We start from the raw sequence: 15,307 nt of genomic DNA, 5'->3' as shown, positions 1-15,307 counted from the left end.
GCCGGATGACAACCGCCATGCTCCACACGGCAGGCCAGCGCGTGGCGCTGCACGGACCGGACAGCGCCGTACGCAAGCTGCTCGCGGCCGCGGGCGGGCCCGAGCGACCCGGGCTCGCGGCGGCGGATCCGCCGAACGTCGTCCTCGCGGTCGAGGAGACCCGCCGGCCGTTCCGCACGGACGGGGCGGAGTTGATCACGCGGGGCGTCTGGGCGACACCGGGCGGCGAAGTGGTGCTGACGAACGTCGGCGGATCCGGTTTCGACCAGCGGTGGGCGGTCGACGTCGACGGCCTCCGGGTCGCCAGCCGGTGGCGGCCGTCGTACCAGGAGTCCGTCGCAGCCAGGCTGCTCCCGGCTCGGCAGCGTGCGCTGAACAGCCAGGTCCTGCTGCACTACCCGACGTTGTGGTTCGCGATGCAACAGCGGTTCGCGCCGCTGCACGTCTCGGTCGTCGAGGTCGGTGGTGTCGTCGTCCTGCTGGCCGGACCGGGCGGCGTCGGCAAGTCGACATTGGTCGCGCGCGCCCTGGCCGACGGCTCGCGGGCAACGTGCGACAACCTCGCGGCCTGCGACGGAATGACGGCGTACGGCGTGGCCGAACCGTTGCGGCTGCTGGACGGTACCGGGCGGCGAGCGTTGCACGGGCGGCGCGAACAGCCGTGGACGCACCGGGTCAGGTCGTTGCCGCCGGAGCTCGTCGTCGTCCTGCGGCGCGGGACCCAGGAGTCGCCCACGTTGCGCGAACTCAGCCCCGCGGAGGCGGCTCGCCGGCTCGTCGCGGGCACCTACGCGGCCGGTGAACTGCGCCGGTTCTGGTCGATCGCAGCGCTCGTCGCGACCGCGACGGGATGCGGGCCGGTGCACCCGCCGATCGAGGAGATCGCCGCACGGCTGACGACCCGGCTGCCCGCGGTCGAGCTGCTGCTCGGCCGGGAGCCCGGCGCCGGACTGACCGAACTGCTCCGCCGCCCACTGGCCGCGGTCCGGACCGGGCGGGCCGGTTGATGGGCACCCGGATCGAGGTCGCCCAGATCGTCACCCGCTTCATCGCCGGTGCCGGTGGGGTCGCGCTGCGCGGCGTCCTCCCGCTCGACCCGGACCGCTACCGGGTCACGATCATCACCGGACAAGGCGGCCCACTCACCGACCGGGCCGCGGCCGCCGGAATGCGCGTCCTGATCGAGCCGTCACTGGTCGCACCGCTGTCACCGACCGACGACCGCCGGGCCCTGCGGGAACTGACCGCGTTGTGTGCCGCCGGCAGGTACGACGTCGTCCACACCCACAGCGCGAAGGCCGGGGCGCTCGGCCGGCTCGCCGCGCACCGGGCAGGTGTGCCGCGGATCGTGCACACCTATCACGGCTTTCCGTTCCACCAGTTCCAGAATCCGTTGCGGCGCACGGCGTACATCGCCGTCGAGCGCCGGCTGGCGCGCATCACCGATACGGTGCTCGCGATCGGAACCGGGGTGGCGACCGAGGCGCTGCGGCTCGGGCTCGCCACACCGAGCTCGCTCCGCACGATCACACCCGTCGTGGAGTCGGTCACCGTTCCGCGCACTGACAGCTCGCGTACGGCGGCGCGGGCCGAGCTCGGGGTCGGCGCGACCATCCCGCTGATCGGCACCGTCGGCCGGATCGACTACCAGAAGGCACCGGAACACCTCATCGCCGCGGTCGCCGGGCTGCGGCACACCGACGCGGTCGCGGTCTGGATCGGCTCGGGTCCGGGCGACCGCGAGGCGAAGGACCTGGTCCGCCGCTCGGGTCTGACCGCCCGGTTCGTCTTCGCCGGCGAGCGGTCCGACGTACCGCAACTGCTGCCGGCGTTCGACGTGTTCGCGATGGCCAGCCGGTACGAGGGTCTGCCCTGCGCGGTGGTGGAGGCGATGCGCTGCGGTCTTCCGGTCGTGGCGACCGCAGTCAATTCGGTGCCTGACCTCGTCATCCCCGGCGAGAGCGGGATCTTGGTTCCACCGGGACGTCCGCGCCTGCTGGCCGAAGCAGTCGACGACCTGCTCGGCGACCGCCCGAAGGCCGAGCGGATGGCTCGGCGCGGGCAGGCGTCGGCCGGCAGTACGTACGACGCCGAGAGCCTGGCCGAGGTGCTCGACCAGGTGTACTCCGCCGGACGGCCGGCGGAGCTGGTGGGGTCATGACGAGTCCGGAAACGGCCGAGCGGATCCGGCGGCCGATGTCGCCCTGGCTGCAGCTGTGCCCGCCGGGGACGGTCGAGCACGACCTCCGCCGCGGACCGGTCCGGGCGGATCAGGTGTCCACCGACGGGCCGGTCGTCCTGATCGACCAGCGGCCGCACAGTCGTCGCCGGCTGCGGCGGACAGCGCGTGAGCTCGGGGTCGTGGTGGAGCGCGAGTTCGTCGTACTGCCGACGCTCGACCGGCCGATGGTGGTCGTCGACGACGTCGAGGAGGCGATCAGGCACTTCTGGACCGCGGTGGCCACGGTGCCTCCGGGACTCGCGTTCGCCGTACCGGCGTCCGCACTGCTCGGGCTGGCACGACGCGCACCCTGGCGCTGGACCGGCGCGCTCGCACCGGCCCGCGTCGTCGTCGGGAGGCGGCGATGACCGAAGCTCCGAAGGCGTTCCAGCCGCGCCCCCGGTCGGTGCACGACCTGTTGTTCGCGCCCGGGAGCCGGGGCGTGCTGATCGCGACGTCGAAGGATCCCGACGCCAAGCGGACCTTCGTCGTCACGCCGCCCGCCGGTACTTACGTGGACGGCCCGGCCGGGCCGGTGGCGATCAAGATCCCGGTCACGGTCGCAGCCGCGGGCGCGGTCTCCCGGGAGACCCGGATGCTGATCGCGCTCGGCGAGACGGACCTGGGCGAACTCGCCAGGACCGTTCCGCGCTACCTGGAGACGCTGGACAGCGACGGCCTGCCGGCCGTGGTGACGACGGTACTGCGTGGCGTCCCGATGAGTGTCGCGTACCACCGCTGGCTGCACACTTCGCGGCAGCGTCCGGTGGCCGAGGACTTCGCGCTGGCGGGCGGATGGCTCCGGCACCTGCAGCTGGCGACAGCCGGCGAGCGGTCCCGGATCACCTGGGCGGGCGAGGTCGCCGGCCAGTTGCGTGCCCGCTGGCCGGGGCATCCGAAACTCGAGGCCGCACAGGTCCGGGTCGCGGCCGCGGACCGGCAGCTGCGCGCCCATCGGGTCGCGACCACGGTGGTGCACGGCGACTACTGGTTCGGGAACCTGCTGGTCGACGACGGCCGGATCTCCGGAGTCGTCGACTGGGAGAGCGGCGCGCGCACCGGCTCGCCGCTGCGCGACCTGGTCCGGTTCGCGCTCAGCTACTGCCTCTACCTCGACCGCCATACCCGGCCCGGTCGTGAGGTACGCGGACACCGCGGCCTGCGGCGTACCGGGTTCGGGGCCGGGATCAGGTACGGCCTGCTCGAGGCCGGCTGGCTGCCGGACCTGGTCCGGCTGTACCTGCGCACCGGACTCGAAACTCTCGGCCTGCCGACGATCCTCTGGTACGGCGCCGCGCTGGCCGGGCTGGGTGAGATCGCCGCGAACGCCAACGACGACGAGTTCGCCGCACAGCATCTGGACCTGCTGGCGAGTCTGCCGTACTGGCCGCTCACCGACGGAGCTGAACCGCGATGAGCGCCTCGACCCAGCCACTACGACCGGCCGGCATCGTCGGCTCGCCCGGCACGCCGCGCGGTGACGCGCTCGTGGCGATGATGGGGCTGACGACCTGCCTGCTGCCGTTCCTGGTGCCCGCCGGTCCGGGCAACACGGCCCTGGCGGACGCGGGCATCCTGCTGTGCGTCGTGCTGAGCATGCTGTGGGCGGGCCGGGAACAACTGCCGATCAAGCTGCCGTACGCCACCGGTGTGGCCGGGCTGATCCTCGGCGGCGCGTTCGCGGCGTACGTCTCGGTCGCGCCGGTCGGCACCGGGCTGGTGCTGATCCAGGATCTGCTGCTGTTCGCGTGGTCTGCGGCGCTCGCCCTCGGTCGCCACAATCCGGCGATCGTCCGCGCCGTCACGGTGTCCTGGTGCCACACGGCGACGCTCTACTCGGGCGTCATGGTGCCCGCGTACCTGGTCGGCTTGAACGCGATCACCGGGGTGTCGGCCAAGGACGGTGTGCGTGCGCCGTACACGTTCGGTGATCCCAACCTGGCCGGTAACTACCTGGTCGTCTCGTTGTTCCTGATGGCCGCGTGCAAGCATCCACGGTCCCCCGGCGTCCGCCGGATCGCCTACCTGCTGGTGCTCCTGGCGATCGGGTTCACCGGCTCGAACGGCGCGATGCTCACCCTGCTGGTCGGCCTGGTCCTGGCCGTCGCGGTGACCGCCTACCGCCGCCGGGGCGCGGTCGGCGGCCTTGCCGTCCTCGCGAGCGCAGCTCTCGCCGGCGGGCTGATGGCAGGGTTCGTCATGCCCCGCGTCGACCTCGGTCAGCTCCGTGAACAGGCCGCCGGCAGTGTGCCACTGCTGCGCGACTCGTTCGGGCGCAGCGCGAACTCCAGCGGCGAGCGGGCCACGATCGTCAGCGAGGGCGCGAACCTCTTCCTGCGCGGCGACGCCGCCGGCTACGGGCCGGCCCGGACGAAGGCGACCCTGGAGGCCACGCAGGCGCCGTACGTCAAGGAAGCCCACAACGACTACCTCGCGACGCTGCTGGAACGCGGGGTGATCGGGGCGATCGGTCTGCTGCTGTTCGGCGTCGGCGTGCTCGCGCGCTGCCTGCGGCTGGTCTTCGGGAACCTGCCGAAGGCGTACGCCGAACTCGTGCCGAGACCCTGGCTGCTCGCCGTCATCGGACCGGTGATGGCGACCGCCGCAGGGTTCTACGAGGTTCTGCACTTCCGGCACCTGTGGACCTGGCTCGGTCTCGTCGCGGCGCTCGTCCTCGCGATGCAGGACCAGCACGAGGAGGCCTGATGATCCGTTCCGTCCTGTCCAACACCTCGGCGCGGTTGCTCGCCATCCTCGGGCTCACGCTCGCCACCGTGCTGGTCGCGCGCACCGGCGGACCGTCGGCGGTCGGCGAGTACGCGCTGCTCCGGATGCTGCCCGGCCTGGTCGGGGTGCTGTGCGTCCTCGGCCTGCCCGGGGCCCTCGCCTACTTCCTCGCCGTACCGCGCCGCGACCTGCCGCGGCTCTGGCCGACGTTGATGGCGATCGGAGCCGCCGGAGCGGTTGTCGGTACGGCGCTGTGGGTGGTCGCGTCGCCGCTGCTCGCCAAGGTCTTCTTCCCGCACGAGGCGCCGTGGCTGATCGCGGCCGCGGGGGCGACTGTGGCCACGCAGCTCGCGCTGACGCTCGGCAAGACCGCCCTGCAAGGACTCGAGGACCGGCGCGGCGGTGACGTGGTGATCGCCGCCGAGGAACTCGCGTTCCTGCCCTGTTTCGTGCTCCCGCTGCTCGTCGGCATTGACGGCATCGGTGCGATCATCCTCGGACTCGGGCTCGCCGACCTGGTCGTCGCGGTCGACGCGTGGCGCCGGGTCGGCCGGCGGCTCGGGTGGCGGCGCCTGGGCGTCGCGTGCTGGTGGGGGCGCCCGGACAAGGACCTCGCGCGGCAGGTCGCGTCGTACGGACTGCGGGGTCAGGTAGGCGGCCTGATCACGTTGCTGAACCTCCGCCTCGACGTCGCGATCCTCGGCGCGATCGCCGGACCCGCCGTCCTCGGCGGCTACGCGGTCGCCTCGAAGTACGCCGAACTGCTCCGGCTGCCCGGCACCGCACTGACCTGGGTCTTCTATCCGCGCCTGGCGAAACTCGACGAGCAGCGGGCCGCCGAGCTGGCCCGGCGGCTGATCCGGCCGACTCTGGCCGGCGTCGCGGCCGCCGCGATCCCGGTCGCGATCCTGGCCGGACCGGTGATGCGGCTGCTGTACGGCGCCTCGTTCGCACCCGCGGTCACTCCGGCCCGGATCCTCGTCGCGGGCATGATCCTGGCCGGCGCCTCAGGGGTCGCGAGCGCTTATCTCTACGGTCGCGGTACGCCGGGGCTCAACTCGATCGTGCTCGGCGCCGGGCTCGTCGTCACCGTGGTTCTCGACGTGACGCTGATCCCGCGGCACGGAGCGCTCGGCGCGGCGGTCGCGTCGACCGCGGCGTACCTGTCGACCGATGCTCTGCTGATCGTTCTGCTACTGCGGCTCAGCGCACCGCGGGCCCGCCGCCGCGCGACCCTCGTGATCGGGGAGGGAACACCATGAGAGCTACCGCGATCGCCGCCGGCCTGCTGGTCCTGCTCGTTGGCTGTTCCAACGGTTCGCCGAGCGCTCAGCCGATCACGTCCCCGGACAGCGGACCGCCGATGAGTACGCCGGCGGACCCGACCCAGCCGCCACCCAGCAGCCCGGCGACCGGCGGTGCAGCGGCCGTGCTGCCCGGTGACCGGTACGTCGCGCTCGCCACCGCGCTGCACCAGCGCGGCGTCGCGATCTGGTGGGAGACCGACCTGGTCAAGCGTTGGCTCGACGGGCCGGCCGCCTTCGACGGAGCGGTCGCCCGGCTCGGGCAGCTGGCCGCGGTCCCGGGAACAGCCGGGTTCAAGATCTCCGACGAGATCGGGTACGGCGACGGACTGACCTCTCCGGCGCAGGCCACCAACTTCCTCCGGCAGGCCCGGAGCAGCCTCGCGAAAGTTGCGCCCGGCAAGCAGATCCTGGTCGACGCGGTCGTACCGGAGCTCGGGTGCCTGCCGTGGCGCGGCGGCAACCAGGAAGGATGCGCGCAACGGGTCCGGCTGAAGTACCCAGCGGCCAGTGCGGCGGCGGTCGAGACCTACCTGCGCGGCCATCTGATCGACCGGCTCGACCTGAGCACCGGGCTGCTGAGCCCTGGCACCTACGCAGGCTGGGGCCTGACCCAGCAGGCCGCGCAGGCCGAGATCTGGAGCCGGATCCACGCCCAGGGCTGGGAATCGCTGACCACGCTGCAGTCCCGCAAGGCACTCGCGGCCGCCGACGGCTACCAGGGATCAGCCGCCCAGGCCGCCACCGACACGACCACGTACATCGCCGCGCCCGTCTCGGCCGGCGCGAAGGCCGTGGACATCTGGACCTGGCGTCAGCACTACCAGGGCAAGGTGTTCAGTCTGCTCGCGCCCGACCTCGCCGCCAACCCGCTCTGGACCTCCCTGATCCAGGAACGACGGCACGGCGTGCAGCTGATCACCCACATGACGCCGTCGACGATGCCCACCGATCCCGCCTCGTTCGACCACGAGTGCGATCTGGCGGCCCAGGCGTTCACCGCGGTCTTCGTGGCCGCCGGTACCGGTTAGGAGACAGAATGTCAGCACAGGTTGGTCCGGGCCGCCGATTTCTCGACGTGCTCATCGGGGGGCTGCTGCTGGTGGCAGTGTCGCCAGTCCTGCTGATCGTCGCGGTACTGGTGCTCGTCACCAGCGGCCGGCCGGTGCTGTTCCGTCAGGCCCGCGTGGGCGAGAACGGCCGGTCGTTCACGCTGTACAAGTTCCGGACCATGCATACAGTTGCCTCCGGCCCCGAAGTGACCGCCGCCACCGATGCCCGGATCACACCGCTCGGCGCGTTCCTGCGGCGGACCGCGCTCGACGAGCTGCCCCAGTTGTGGCACGTGGTTCGCGGGCAGATGACGCTGGTCGGTCCGCGGCCGGAAAGCGCGACTCTGGCGGCGCGCTATCCGGACGCGTGCCGGCCGGTACTGCTGGCGCGGCCCGGGCTGACCGGTCCGGCGCAGCTGCGGTACCGCGAGCGTTCCGCCGTACCGCCGGACACCTGGGCGGACGTGGAGCGCTGGTACCTCGACGTACTCGTGCCGCTGCGGGTGGCCGCGGACCGCGAGTACCTGGACCGCCCGACGATTCGCCGGACGCTGTACTACGTCCTGCTCACCGGGCTGTTCGTGGCCGGGCTGGCTGATCTCCAGGTGCCGGTCAGACCGCCTCTTCCACATCCGGCTCCGGCCTCACCAGAACCGGGTCGCAGCGGGCGTTGAGACAGGTCCCGTCGGTCAGGTCGAACTCGAAGTTGTGGCCGAGACAGCGCAGTACGCCGTTCACCACCACGCCCGTCTCGGCCAGGTCCTCACCGGCGTGCGGGCAGTACCTGCTCACCCGCAGCTGCTTGCCACCGACAACGATCGTGGTGGTCTCCTCCGGGTCACGGGCTGCCTCGAACCGCTCGACGGCCCGTAACGCGGCCCGGTCGGCGTGCTTGAGCAGGCCGACCAGGTAGTCGTTGTACCGGTCGGGCTGCCGGCGTGCGGTGAAGCGCATCGACAGCAGCAGCTCCTCCCAGCGGGTCCGGCCGGACACCACGCCGTCGAGCCACCGGCCGTCCATGGTCAGTCGGTAGTCGGCGTGCCCGGCGCCGCCGTCGAGATCGACGACCACCCGGTCCGGTCCGATGTGCGCGTCCCAGACTCCGCCGTGCGGCCCGGACACGTCGAAGCGCAGCGTCATACCGATCCGGGCGAGGAAGTACTCCGACAGCGTGCCGAGTGACTCCAGGTGGGTCTTGAAGCGATCGGCCAACCCGGGCCGCGACACGGGGTTCGCGGCCCGGGCGGCGTCGATGGCCGGCCGGCGCCGGGCGGCGTACTCGGTCAGGTATCGCCGCCGCTCCTCCGGCCCGGCGTCCAGGGCGAAGTCCTTCCAGTGCGCGTCGCGGACCACCGTGAGGTCGTCCAGCCGGATCTGGTCACCCGGCAGCAGACAGACCCCGCGCTGGTCGGGGATCCGGTCCGCGAGCCAGGCCAGTGCCTCGCCCTGGTCCGGGAAGATCCCGCCCGGACGCAGGCCGCTGTTCAGCTCGAACAGTTCGTCGTCGAGGAAGCAGGGCGGACCGGCGTACGGCATCACCAGCCGCGGCTGGACCTGCCGGACCAGCCGGGTGACGGCCTTGAACTTGCCGACCCGCTTGATCGTCGAGATCCGCTCCCGCTCGACCTCGTCGTACTCGTACCGGACCGGGTGCCAGCTCGCGCCCGACATCTGCACGCCCATCACGTCCAGCGGCCCGTCGGCCTCGGCCATCGCACGCCGCGCCTGGGACAGCGAGATCCGGGCGTCGTTGGTGTGCAGCACGCTGCGCTCCCCGAGCTTCAGCAGGACGGCGGCGTCGTGGCTCATCGGGCACTGCTCGGGGATCACCGTCAGCCAGTCGCGCTCGTTCAGCGGGTAGCGCTGCCACGCGTCCAGCACGACCACCCGGGTCCGCCCGATCGCGCGCAACCGGCGCTGCATGATCGTCGACGGATACCGCGGGACCAGCACCGGCACGCTCTCCGGCAGCCCGGCGATCAGATCCAGGTCCAGGTGGTCCAGATGCTCGTGCGACACCACCACCAGATCGACGTCGAGCAACTCCGGCGTGACCAGATGCGAGTTGTCCGGGAACGGGAACCAGGAGCCCAGAAACGCCCCGCCCTCCGACAGCCATGGATCCGCCAGGATCCGCACCCCGCCCCCGTCCACCCGCAACCCGGCATGCCCCAGCGCAGTGACAGTCCCCTCACTCATAACCCCAGCCTCCCGACCCCCCGCACCCCCGGCATCCCCCACCCGCACGAGAACCCCTACGCCATTCAGCGCGCCCGCAACCAGTTCCAGCGCGCGACCTCGTTCACACGGAAGGTGGCGGCACACGTGGTCTACGTGGTCTACGTGGTCTACGTGGCCGCAGACAGCAGAACGCCCAGGTCGGATGTGCTCTGACCTGGGCGTTCTCAAGGGGTGGAGGTGGCGGGAATCGAACCCGCGTCCTTCGGCGTCGTTTCAAGGCTTCTCCGGGCGCAGTCTGGATGTCGCTTTTCTCAGCCCCAGCGTTTGTACAGACATCTCGCTGACAGGCTCAGTCACTGTAAATGTCCCGTGCTAGCCCCGTGACCGGGCTAACAAAGCAAGCTCCCTAGATGAGGCCAGGAGCCGGGGCGGGAGCATCCCCGGGCTGACCGCTTCTTTAAGTGCTCAGGCCGTCAGGCGGCGAGAGCGAAGCTACTGCGCTTAGCGTTGGCAGTTATTGGTTTCCAGAGATCGTTAACGAGATAACCCTGGATCCTCGGCCCGCTTCCCTTGGAACGTACGTCCAAAGTCGAAACCGTTCACCCCCTGTTGAGTTGTCAAACTCCCACCCGAACCGCGGTGGAAGATCCACACTACCAAGTCCAACAGGCTGCCCGCACCCGACATTCCCCTCCGGGGGACCTACTTGATCAGGCGCAGCGTGAACGGGTAGCGGAACTTGCCGCCGGCCGCGGTGGCCAGGCCGCCGATACCGGTGAGCAGGAACCACAGGATGCCCAGGACCGGGAACAGGAACGACAGGAACCCGTGGGTGATGCCGGTGGCGATCCCCAGCAGCGCGAACGCGCCGAACGCGGTCAGCTGGAAGTTCAGCGCCTCGACGGCGTGCCGGCGTACGGCGGGGTTCTTCTGGCCCGCGCTCGCGACGACCAGCGCCGGACCGACGAAGAACGTCGGGTACCCGAGCCAGTGCGCGATCGTGCCCATCCCCCGCCCGTCACCGCGGTACGTCTGCAGCGGCGCCGGCCGGGTGAACGCGGCCGGGGCGTACGTCGGCACCGGGCGGGACACCAGCCCGTCGAACGTGCTGTTCAGCTCGGCCCGGGTCCGCGCCTTGAGTGCCTTGTCCAGCCGGAGGTCGAACTCCATGTGGTCGAGGCGGCCGTCGGCGTACATCTCTTTCAGGATCTCGACGGCCCGGTCGCGCTGCGCCGTCGTCACCAGCAGCTCTGAAGTGGACATGGTTCCACTGTGCGCGCGGGACACCGCGCACCCCATCGGGTTCAGCCCGGAAGCACCCCTGACCCGACCCCGGAAGCCCCGGAACAGCGTCTGACCAGCGCCCGCTCAGCGCACGGACGCGACCTGGCCGACGCAGAGGTCCGCGAGGCGCCTGACACTACCCCCGGCGACGCTCGGACAGGGCGCGCTGCGCCTCGCGGTTGGCCTGGCGCTCGGCGAGGGCGTGACGCTTGTCGTAGTCCTTCTTACCGCGACCGGTGGCGAGCTCGACCTTCGCGTAGCCGTCCTTGAAGTACAGCGACAGCGGGATCAGGGACACGCCCTGCTGCTCGACCTCGCGGATCAGCTTCTGCACCTCGTCCTTGTGCAGCAGCAACTTGCGGGTCCGGCGGGGCTCGTGGTTGGTCCACGTGCCGTGCTTGTACTCCGGGATGTGCATGCCCTGCAGCCAGAGCTCGTTCCCGCGGACGGCGGCGAACGCGTCGACGAGGGAGGCCCGGCCCTGCCGCAAGGACTTGACCTCCGTCCCGGTCAGCACCAGCCCGGCCTCCACCACGTCGTCGATGTGGTAGTCGTGTCGCGCCTTACGGTTCTGCGCGATCGGCTTCTCCCGGCCGGACTGTTTCACCATCCGACCAGTATCCCAGATCGTCTACAGCCACTTCATGGGATTAACCACGCGGCCGTCCTGGTAGACCATGAAGTGCAGGTGGCAGCCGGTGGAGTAGCCCGTCGTCCCGGCGTAGCCGATGATCTCGCCCTTCTTCACGCGTTCACCGACGTGCGCCTTGTACCGCGAGAGGTGGTTGTAGACGGTGGTGATGGACGACCCGTCGATCACACCGTGTGAAACGAACAGCCGGTTCCCGTAGCCGCCGTTGTAGTACTTGTCCGTCACCTTGCCGTCGGCCGCGGCGCGGATCGGCGTACCGCACGGAGCGCGGAAGTCGGTGCCGTCGTGCAGCTTCCAGTAGTGCAGGACCGGGTGGAACCGCATCCCGTACGGCGACGTGATGTAGCTGCTGACGGGATAGCTGAGCCCGCCGTCGCTGTCGCCGCCGCCCGGATTGTCCGGAATCTTCCGCGGCGGGCGGTTCTCCTTGCGCGCCTTCGCCCGCTCCGCCTTCTCGGCCGCGGCCTTGCGCCGGGCCGCGGCGGCCTTCTCGGCCTTCGCCCGTGCGATCAGGAGCTGCTCGACCCGGTTCCGCTCGCGCAGCAGCGAGTTGTACTGCGCCAGCTCGGTGTTCTTCTCCTTCTCGGCGGCCTTGAACGCGGTCAGCTTGACCTTGGCGATCGCGGCGGCCTCGGCCCGGTCGGCCGCGACCTGCTCGGTCAGCTCGGTGACGCGCTTGACCGTCGCCGCCGCCTCGGCCCGGGCGCCCTCGGCGTCCTTCTCCGCGGCCGCGACCTTGACCCGCTTGCTGGCGAGCTGCGCCTGCGCGTTGTTCAGGTTCGTGATCGCGTTGCTCTGGATGCCGAACACGTTCCGCTGGACCTGCATCCCGGTCGCGATGTCGGCCGGCGCGGCGCCGCGCAGCGCGATCGTCAGCCCGACCAGGCCGTTCTGCTGCTGGTACGCCGACCGGACCGCGCGACCCGCCACGGACCGCTTCTCCGCGATCAGCTTCTCGCCGGCCTCCACGTCGGAGACCGCGACCCGCAGCGCCGCCTCGGCCGCGGCGAGCTTGCCCGCGGCCACCGCGTCGGCGGCCTTCGCGGCGGCCAACTGGCCCTGCGCGGCGGCGTACCGGACCTGGACGGCCTGATACTTCACGACGGCTTGGTTGTACGCGGCAACGGACTTGCCGAGCTGGTCGGAGGCGTCGTCGAGATCGGCCTTCTGCTGACCGAGCTGCGCGTCGAGCTGCTTCTTCTTGGCGGCTGGGTCCGGCGGTTTCGCCTCCGCGGACGGAGCGGACGGAACCGCGGCCAGGACACCGGCGGACAGGGACAGGACAAGGCAGCATGCGGCAACCACCGTCTGCCGGCCCGGCGGTCGCGTGCGTGATCGCGGGTACGGCGCTGCGGAGGTGCCGGTGCTGTCGTCTCGCTTGATGCTCCCCCGCTCAGGCGGGTTCGCACCGGGGAAGTGCGGGACCACAGGTCGACCCCTTGCTCTGGATGAAGTTGTGCGGTACGGGAGTGACTGCTGTTACTCCTGTTACTGCACGATAGGTCACCCGGGTCAGACTTTGAGGTATTTCCGCGTTGTCAGGAATGTCGGGATGACGGCCAGGATCACGCCGACCAGCACCATGTAGAGCATGGCGCGGAAGGTCTCGGTCGCGCCGACCCACTGCCAGACGCGGAACGTCTCCTGGGCCCGCTGCATGACGATCAGGTACACCCCGAGCCAGAGCGTGCCGCACGCCAGCACGGCTCCGACCAGCGCGGCCAGCACCGCTTCCAGCAGGAACGGTAGCTGGATATAGAAGTTCGACGCGCCCACCAGGCGCATGATGCCGATCTCCCGTCTCCGGGCGTACGCCGCCAGCCGGATCGTGTTGAAGATCTGCATCAGGGCCGCGGCGAGCAACAGGCCGGCCGCGAAGATCGCGCCGATCTGCAGGCCGTTGAGGGCCTTGAACAACGGGTCGAGGTACTGGCGGAGGTCCTGGACGGTGTCGACGCCGGGAAGGCCGGCGACCGCGCTGACAAGGTTCTGGTAGCGCTGTGGATCCTTCAGCTTGACCCGGAAGGACTCCTGCATCTGGTCCTCGGTGACCGTGCTGACGATCGGCGAGTCCTTGTACAGCTTCTTGAAGGACTCGAAAGCTTCCTTCTTCGACTCCGAGAACACGCCGTCGGGCGCGGTGTCCGGGTTCGTCTGGATGACCTGCTGGATCCGGTTCTTCTGCTCCTGGGTCACCTCGGCGCCCGAGCAGCCGCGGCCGCCGGAGTCCTTGGTGCACAGGAACACCGAGATCTGGATCTTGTCGTACCAGTTGCCCTTCATCAGGCTGACCTGCGAGTTGGCCAGCAGCGCGCTGCCGAACAGCGCCAGCGAGACCCAGATCGTGACGACGACCGCGATCGTCATCGAGAGGTTCCGCTTCAGGCCGATGCCGAGGTCGGAGAGGATGTAGTTCAGGCGCATCTTCAGTCAGTCCCTGTGCTCGGCGATCAGTGCTGGTAGCCGTAGACGCCGCGCGACTCGTCGCGGACGACGTGGCCGTTCTGCAACTCGATCACGCGCTTGCGCATCTGGTCGACGATCGACACGTCGTGGGTGGCCATCACGACCGTCGTCCCGGTCCGGTTGATCCGGTCCAGCAACTTCATGATGCCGACCGACGTGCCCGGGTCGAGGTTTCCGGTGGGCTCGTCGGCGATCAGGATCATCGGCCGGTTCACGAACGCGCGGGCGATCGCGACGCGCTGCTGCTCACCGCCGGACAGCTCGTCCGGGAGCCGGTCCTCCTTGCCGTCCAGACCGACCAGCTCCAGCACCTCGGGCACCGTCTTGCGGATGTGCGAGCGCGGCTTGCCGATCACCTGCAGCGCGAACGCCACGTTCTCGGCGACGGTCTTGTTCGGCAGCAGCCGGAAGTCCTGGAACACGGTGCCGATCTGGCGGCGCATCTGCGGGATCCGCCAGCTCGCGAGCCGGTTCAGGTCCTTGCCGGCCACCATGATGTGACCCTTGGACGTCCGCTGCTCACGCAGCACCAGGCGGAGGAACGTCGACTTGCCGGACCCGGAGGTACCGACCAGGAAGACGAACTCGCCTTTCTCGATATCGACGTTGACGTTCAGCAGAGCGGCCCTGGACTGGCCCTCGTACGTCTTGGACACATTCTCGAAGCGGATCACGGGTTCATCCGGCCGTGGTCGGGAACAGGGAGCGACGCGACGGTAACCACGAAGTGCACCGTACGCCACCGGAGCGGCCGGCGATCAGTCTAGGCGCTCCACGGCGTGCCGCCGACCAGACCTGCCGGTCCGTACACCCCCGTCCGATACCCGGTCCGTTTGAAACGCCCGTACGACGCCTCGCGCTCAGGCGGGTGCTACGGCGGGGGCTCCGTTGCCGTTGTCGGGGCGGGCGTCGGCGATGCGGGCGACGCCGGCGTCGGGTTTGCGGCCCGCGCGGCGGGCGGCCTCGACGTGCAAACGGGCCAGTTCGACGGCCTGGCGGGAGACCTTCACGGTCTTCTTCTCAGCCATGGTCACTGTCTCCCTCGACGACCTCGATGTCCGCGTCCGCGATATCAGCGTACGCGGCCGGGCCGACGCGGTCGATCGCAACGGCGGCGGTCAGCGCGGCGACCAGGTCGTAGTCCTCCGGCTGTAACAGCTCCGACCTCATCAGCGAACGCAGCGTCACCACACCGGCGTCCGTCCCGGCGTCCTCCCCCTCGAGGATCTGCTCCACCGCCCACCGGACCATCCGCATCGTTTCCTCACGATGCCGCCAGGTGTCGAGCTCGCGATCGGACTTCCGCGTCAGGTACGACCCCAGCAGCACGCCTCCGAGAGCGAGCAGCGGACTCAGCACCGTCACCACGACCCCGACAACCGAGATCCAGGTAGGGATCACGGACACCCCTCCCAATTCC

The 15,307-nt window shown here is 70.3% G+C and carries 16 protein-coding genes and 1 other RNA gene; 8 read left to right on the top strand and 9 right to left on the bottom strand.

Going from position 1 to position 15,307, the window contains the following annotated elements:
* Nucleotides 1-17: 17 nt before the first annotated feature.
* The 8 genes from AB0L64_RS17990 to AB0L64_RS17955 are packed head-to-tail and all read left to right on the top strand — an operon-like array spanning nt 18 to nt 7,978.
* The gene (locus tag AB0L64_RS17990; RefSeq protein ID WP_363711279.1) at nt 18-1,007 is read left to right on the top strand and encodes a hypothetical protein; all 990 of its coding nucleotides are present in this window, start codon (nt 18-20) and stop codon (nt 1,005-1,007) included.
* Nucleotides 1,007-2,161, top strand: coding sequence for a glycosyltransferase (locus tag AB0L64_RS17985; protein WP_363711277.1), 1,155 nt, complete (start codon nt 1,007-1,009; stop codon nt 2,159-2,161). Before AB0L64_RS17990 ends, AB0L64_RS17985 begins: the two co-directional genes overlap by 1 nt.
* Entirely contained in the window at nt 2,158-2,589 is a 432-nt protein-coding gene (locus tag AB0L64_RS17980) for a hypothetical protein (protein WP_363711275.1), read from the top strand. Before AB0L64_RS17985 ends, AB0L64_RS17980 begins: the two co-directional genes overlap by 4 nt.
* The gene (locus AB0L64_RS17975) at nt 2,586-3,638 is read left to right on the top strand and encodes an aminoglycoside phosphotransferase family protein (protein WP_359936773.1); all 1,053 of its coding nucleotides are present in this window, start codon (nt 2,586-2,588) and stop codon (nt 3,636-3,638) included. The genes AB0L64_RS17980 and AB0L64_RS17975 overlap by 4 nt, the downstream gene beginning before the upstream one ends.
* Complete coding sequence (locus AB0L64_RS17970) at nt 3,635-4,927, top strand: O-antigen ligase family protein (RefSeq protein WP_363711272.1); 1,293 nt, start codon at nt 3,635-3,637, stop codon at nt 4,925-4,927. Before AB0L64_RS17975 ends, AB0L64_RS17970 begins: the two co-directional genes overlap by 4 nt.
* On the top strand, nt 4,927-6,210 hold the full coding sequence (locus tag AB0L64_RS17965; RefSeq protein WP_363711269.1) for a polysaccharide biosynthesis C-terminal domain-containing protein: 1,284 nt from the start codon (nt 4,927-4,929) through the stop codon (nt 6,208-6,210). The genes AB0L64_RS17970 and AB0L64_RS17965 overlap by 1 nt, the downstream gene beginning before the upstream one ends.
* Entirely contained in the window at nt 6,207-7,283 is a 1,077-nt protein-coding gene (locus AB0L64_RS17960; RefSeq protein WP_363711267.1) for a hypothetical protein, read from the top strand. Before AB0L64_RS17965 ends, AB0L64_RS17960 begins: the two co-directional genes overlap by 4 nt.
* A gap of 8 nt (nt 7,284-7,291) precedes the next feature.
* The gene (locus AB0L64_RS17955) at nt 7,292-7,978 is read left to right on the top strand and encodes a sugar transferase (protein WP_363711265.1); all 687 of its coding nucleotides are present in this window, start codon (nt 7,292-7,294) and stop codon (nt 7,976-7,978) included.
* Here AB0L64_RS17955 and AB0L64_RS17950 read toward each other — a convergent pair.
* From AB0L64_RS17950 to AB0L64_RS17910, 9 genes are all read right to left on the bottom strand, one after another.
* The gene (locus AB0L64_RS17950) at nt 7,917-9,503 is read right to left on the bottom strand and encodes an MBL fold metallo-hydrolase (RefSeq protein WP_363711263.1); all 1,587 of its coding nucleotides are present in this window, start codon (nt 9,501-9,503) and stop codon (nt 7,917-7,919) included. The two genes, AB0L64_RS17955 and AB0L64_RS17950, sit on opposite strands and share 62 nt — an antisense overlap.
* 211 nt (nt 9,504-9,714) lie before the next feature.
* Nucleotides 9,715-10,092: a transfer-messenger RNA gene (ssrA, locus tag AB0L64_RS17945) on the bottom strand.
* A 95-nt stretch (nt 10,093-10,187) separates the two neighbouring features.
* Entirely contained in the window at nt 10,188-10,748 is a 561-nt protein-coding gene (locus AB0L64_RS17940) for a DUF1707 and DUF4870 domain-containing protein (RefSeq protein WP_363711261.1), read from the bottom strand.
* A gap of 157 nt (nt 10,749-10,905) precedes the next feature.
* Complete coding sequence (gene smpB, locus AB0L64_RS17935; RefSeq protein WP_355473012.1) at nt 10,906-11,379, bottom strand: SsrA-binding protein SmpB; 474 nt, start codon at nt 11,377-11,379, stop codon at nt 10,906-10,908.
* Between the two features lie 21 nt (nt 11,380-11,400).
* Nucleotides 11,401-12,849, bottom strand: coding sequence for a M23 family metallopeptidase (locus tag AB0L64_RS17930; RefSeq protein WP_363711259.1), 1,449 nt, complete (start codon nt 12,847-12,849; stop codon nt 11,401-11,403).
* An 84-nt stretch (nt 12,850-12,933) separates the two neighbouring features.
* Entirely contained in the window at nt 12,934-13,845 is a 912-nt protein-coding gene (ftsX, locus tag AB0L64_RS17925; protein ID WP_363711257.1) for a permease-like cell division protein FtsX, read from the bottom strand.
* Between the two features lie 26 nt (nt 13,846-13,871).
* Nucleotides 13,872-14,561: a cell division ATP-binding protein FtsE gene (gene ftsE / locus AB0L64_RS17920; RefSeq protein ID WP_355697026.1), complete on the bottom strand. Its 690-nt coding sequence runs from the start codon at nt 14,559-14,561 to the stop codon at nt 13,872-13,874.
* 186 nt (nt 14,562-14,747) lie between these two features.
* Nucleotides 14,748-14,915, bottom strand: coding sequence for a hypothetical protein (locus AB0L64_RS17915; RefSeq protein ID WP_355697024.1), 168 nt, complete (start codon nt 14,913-14,915; stop codon nt 14,748-14,750).
* A complete protein-coding gene (locus AB0L64_RS17910) occupies nt 14,908-15,288 on the bottom strand; it encodes a hypothetical protein (protein ID WP_363711254.1) in 381 nt (126 codons plus the stop codon). The genes AB0L64_RS17915 and AB0L64_RS17910 overlap by 8 nt, the downstream gene beginning before the upstream one ends.
* Nucleotides 15,289-15,307: the final 19 nt, after the last annotated feature.

Origin of the sequence: Kribbella sp. NPDC051936, from assembly GCF_040680955.1 — a bacterium.
Taxonomy (GTDB): Bacteria; Actinomycetota; Actinomycetes; order Propionibacteriales; family Kribbellaceae; genus Kribbella.
This window is presented reverse-complemented; position numbering and strand designations above follow the sequence as displayed.

Excerpts from the sequence above, each read along its gene's own strand:
- AB0L64_RS17990 (WP_363711279.1), top strand. The coding sequence starts at position 18 with ATGCTCCACACGGCAGGCCAGCGCGTGGCGCTGCACGGACCGGACAGC.
- AB0L64_RS17985 (WP_363711277.1), top strand. The coding sequence starts at position 1,007 with ATGGGCACCCGGATCGAGGTCGCCCAGATCGTCACCCGCTTCATCGCC.
- AB0L64_RS17980 (WP_363711275.1), top strand. The coding sequence starts at position 2,158 with ATGACGAGTCCGGAAACGGCCGAGCGGATCCGGCGGCCGATGTCGCCC.
- AB0L64_RS17975 (WP_359936773.1), top strand. The coding sequence starts at position 2,586 with ATGACCGAAGCTCCGAAGGCGTTCCAGCCGCGCCCCCGGTCGGTGCAC.
- AB0L64_RS17970 (WP_363711272.1), top strand. The coding sequence starts at position 3,635 with ATGAGCGCCTCGACCCAGCCACTACGACCGGCCGGCATCGTCGGCTCG.
- AB0L64_RS17965 (WP_363711269.1), top strand. The coding sequence starts at position 4,927 with ATGATCCGTTCCGTCCTGTCCAACACCTCGGCGCGGTTGCTCGCCATC.
- AB0L64_RS17960 (WP_363711267.1), top strand. The coding sequence starts at position 6,207 with ATGAGAGCTACCGCGATCGCCGCCGGCCTGCTGGTCCTGCTCGTTGGC.
- AB0L64_RS17955 (WP_363711265.1), top strand. The coding sequence starts at position 7,292 with ATGTCAGCACAGGTTGGTCCGGGCCGCCGATTTCTCGACGTGCTCATC.
- AB0L64_RS17950 (WP_363711263.1), bottom strand. The coding sequence starts at position 9,503 with ATGAGTGAGGGGACTGTCACTGCGCTGGGGCATGCCGGGTTGCGGGTG.
- AB0L64_RS17940 (WP_363711261.1), bottom strand. The coding sequence starts at position 10,748 with ATGTCCACTTCAGAGCTGCTGGTGACGACGGCGCAGCGCGACCGGGCC.
- smpB (WP_355473012.1), bottom strand. The coding sequence starts at position 11,379 with ATGGTGAAACAGTCCGGCCGGGAGAAGCCGATCGCGCAGAACCGTAAG.
- ftsX (WP_363711257.1), bottom strand. The coding sequence starts at position 13,845 with ATGCGCCTGAACTACATCCTCTCCGACCTCGGCATCGGCCTGAAGCGG.
- AB0L64_RS17915 (WP_355697024.1), bottom strand. The coding sequence starts at position 14,915 with ATGGCTGAGAAGAAGACCGTGAAGGTCTCCCGCCAGGCCGTCGAACTG.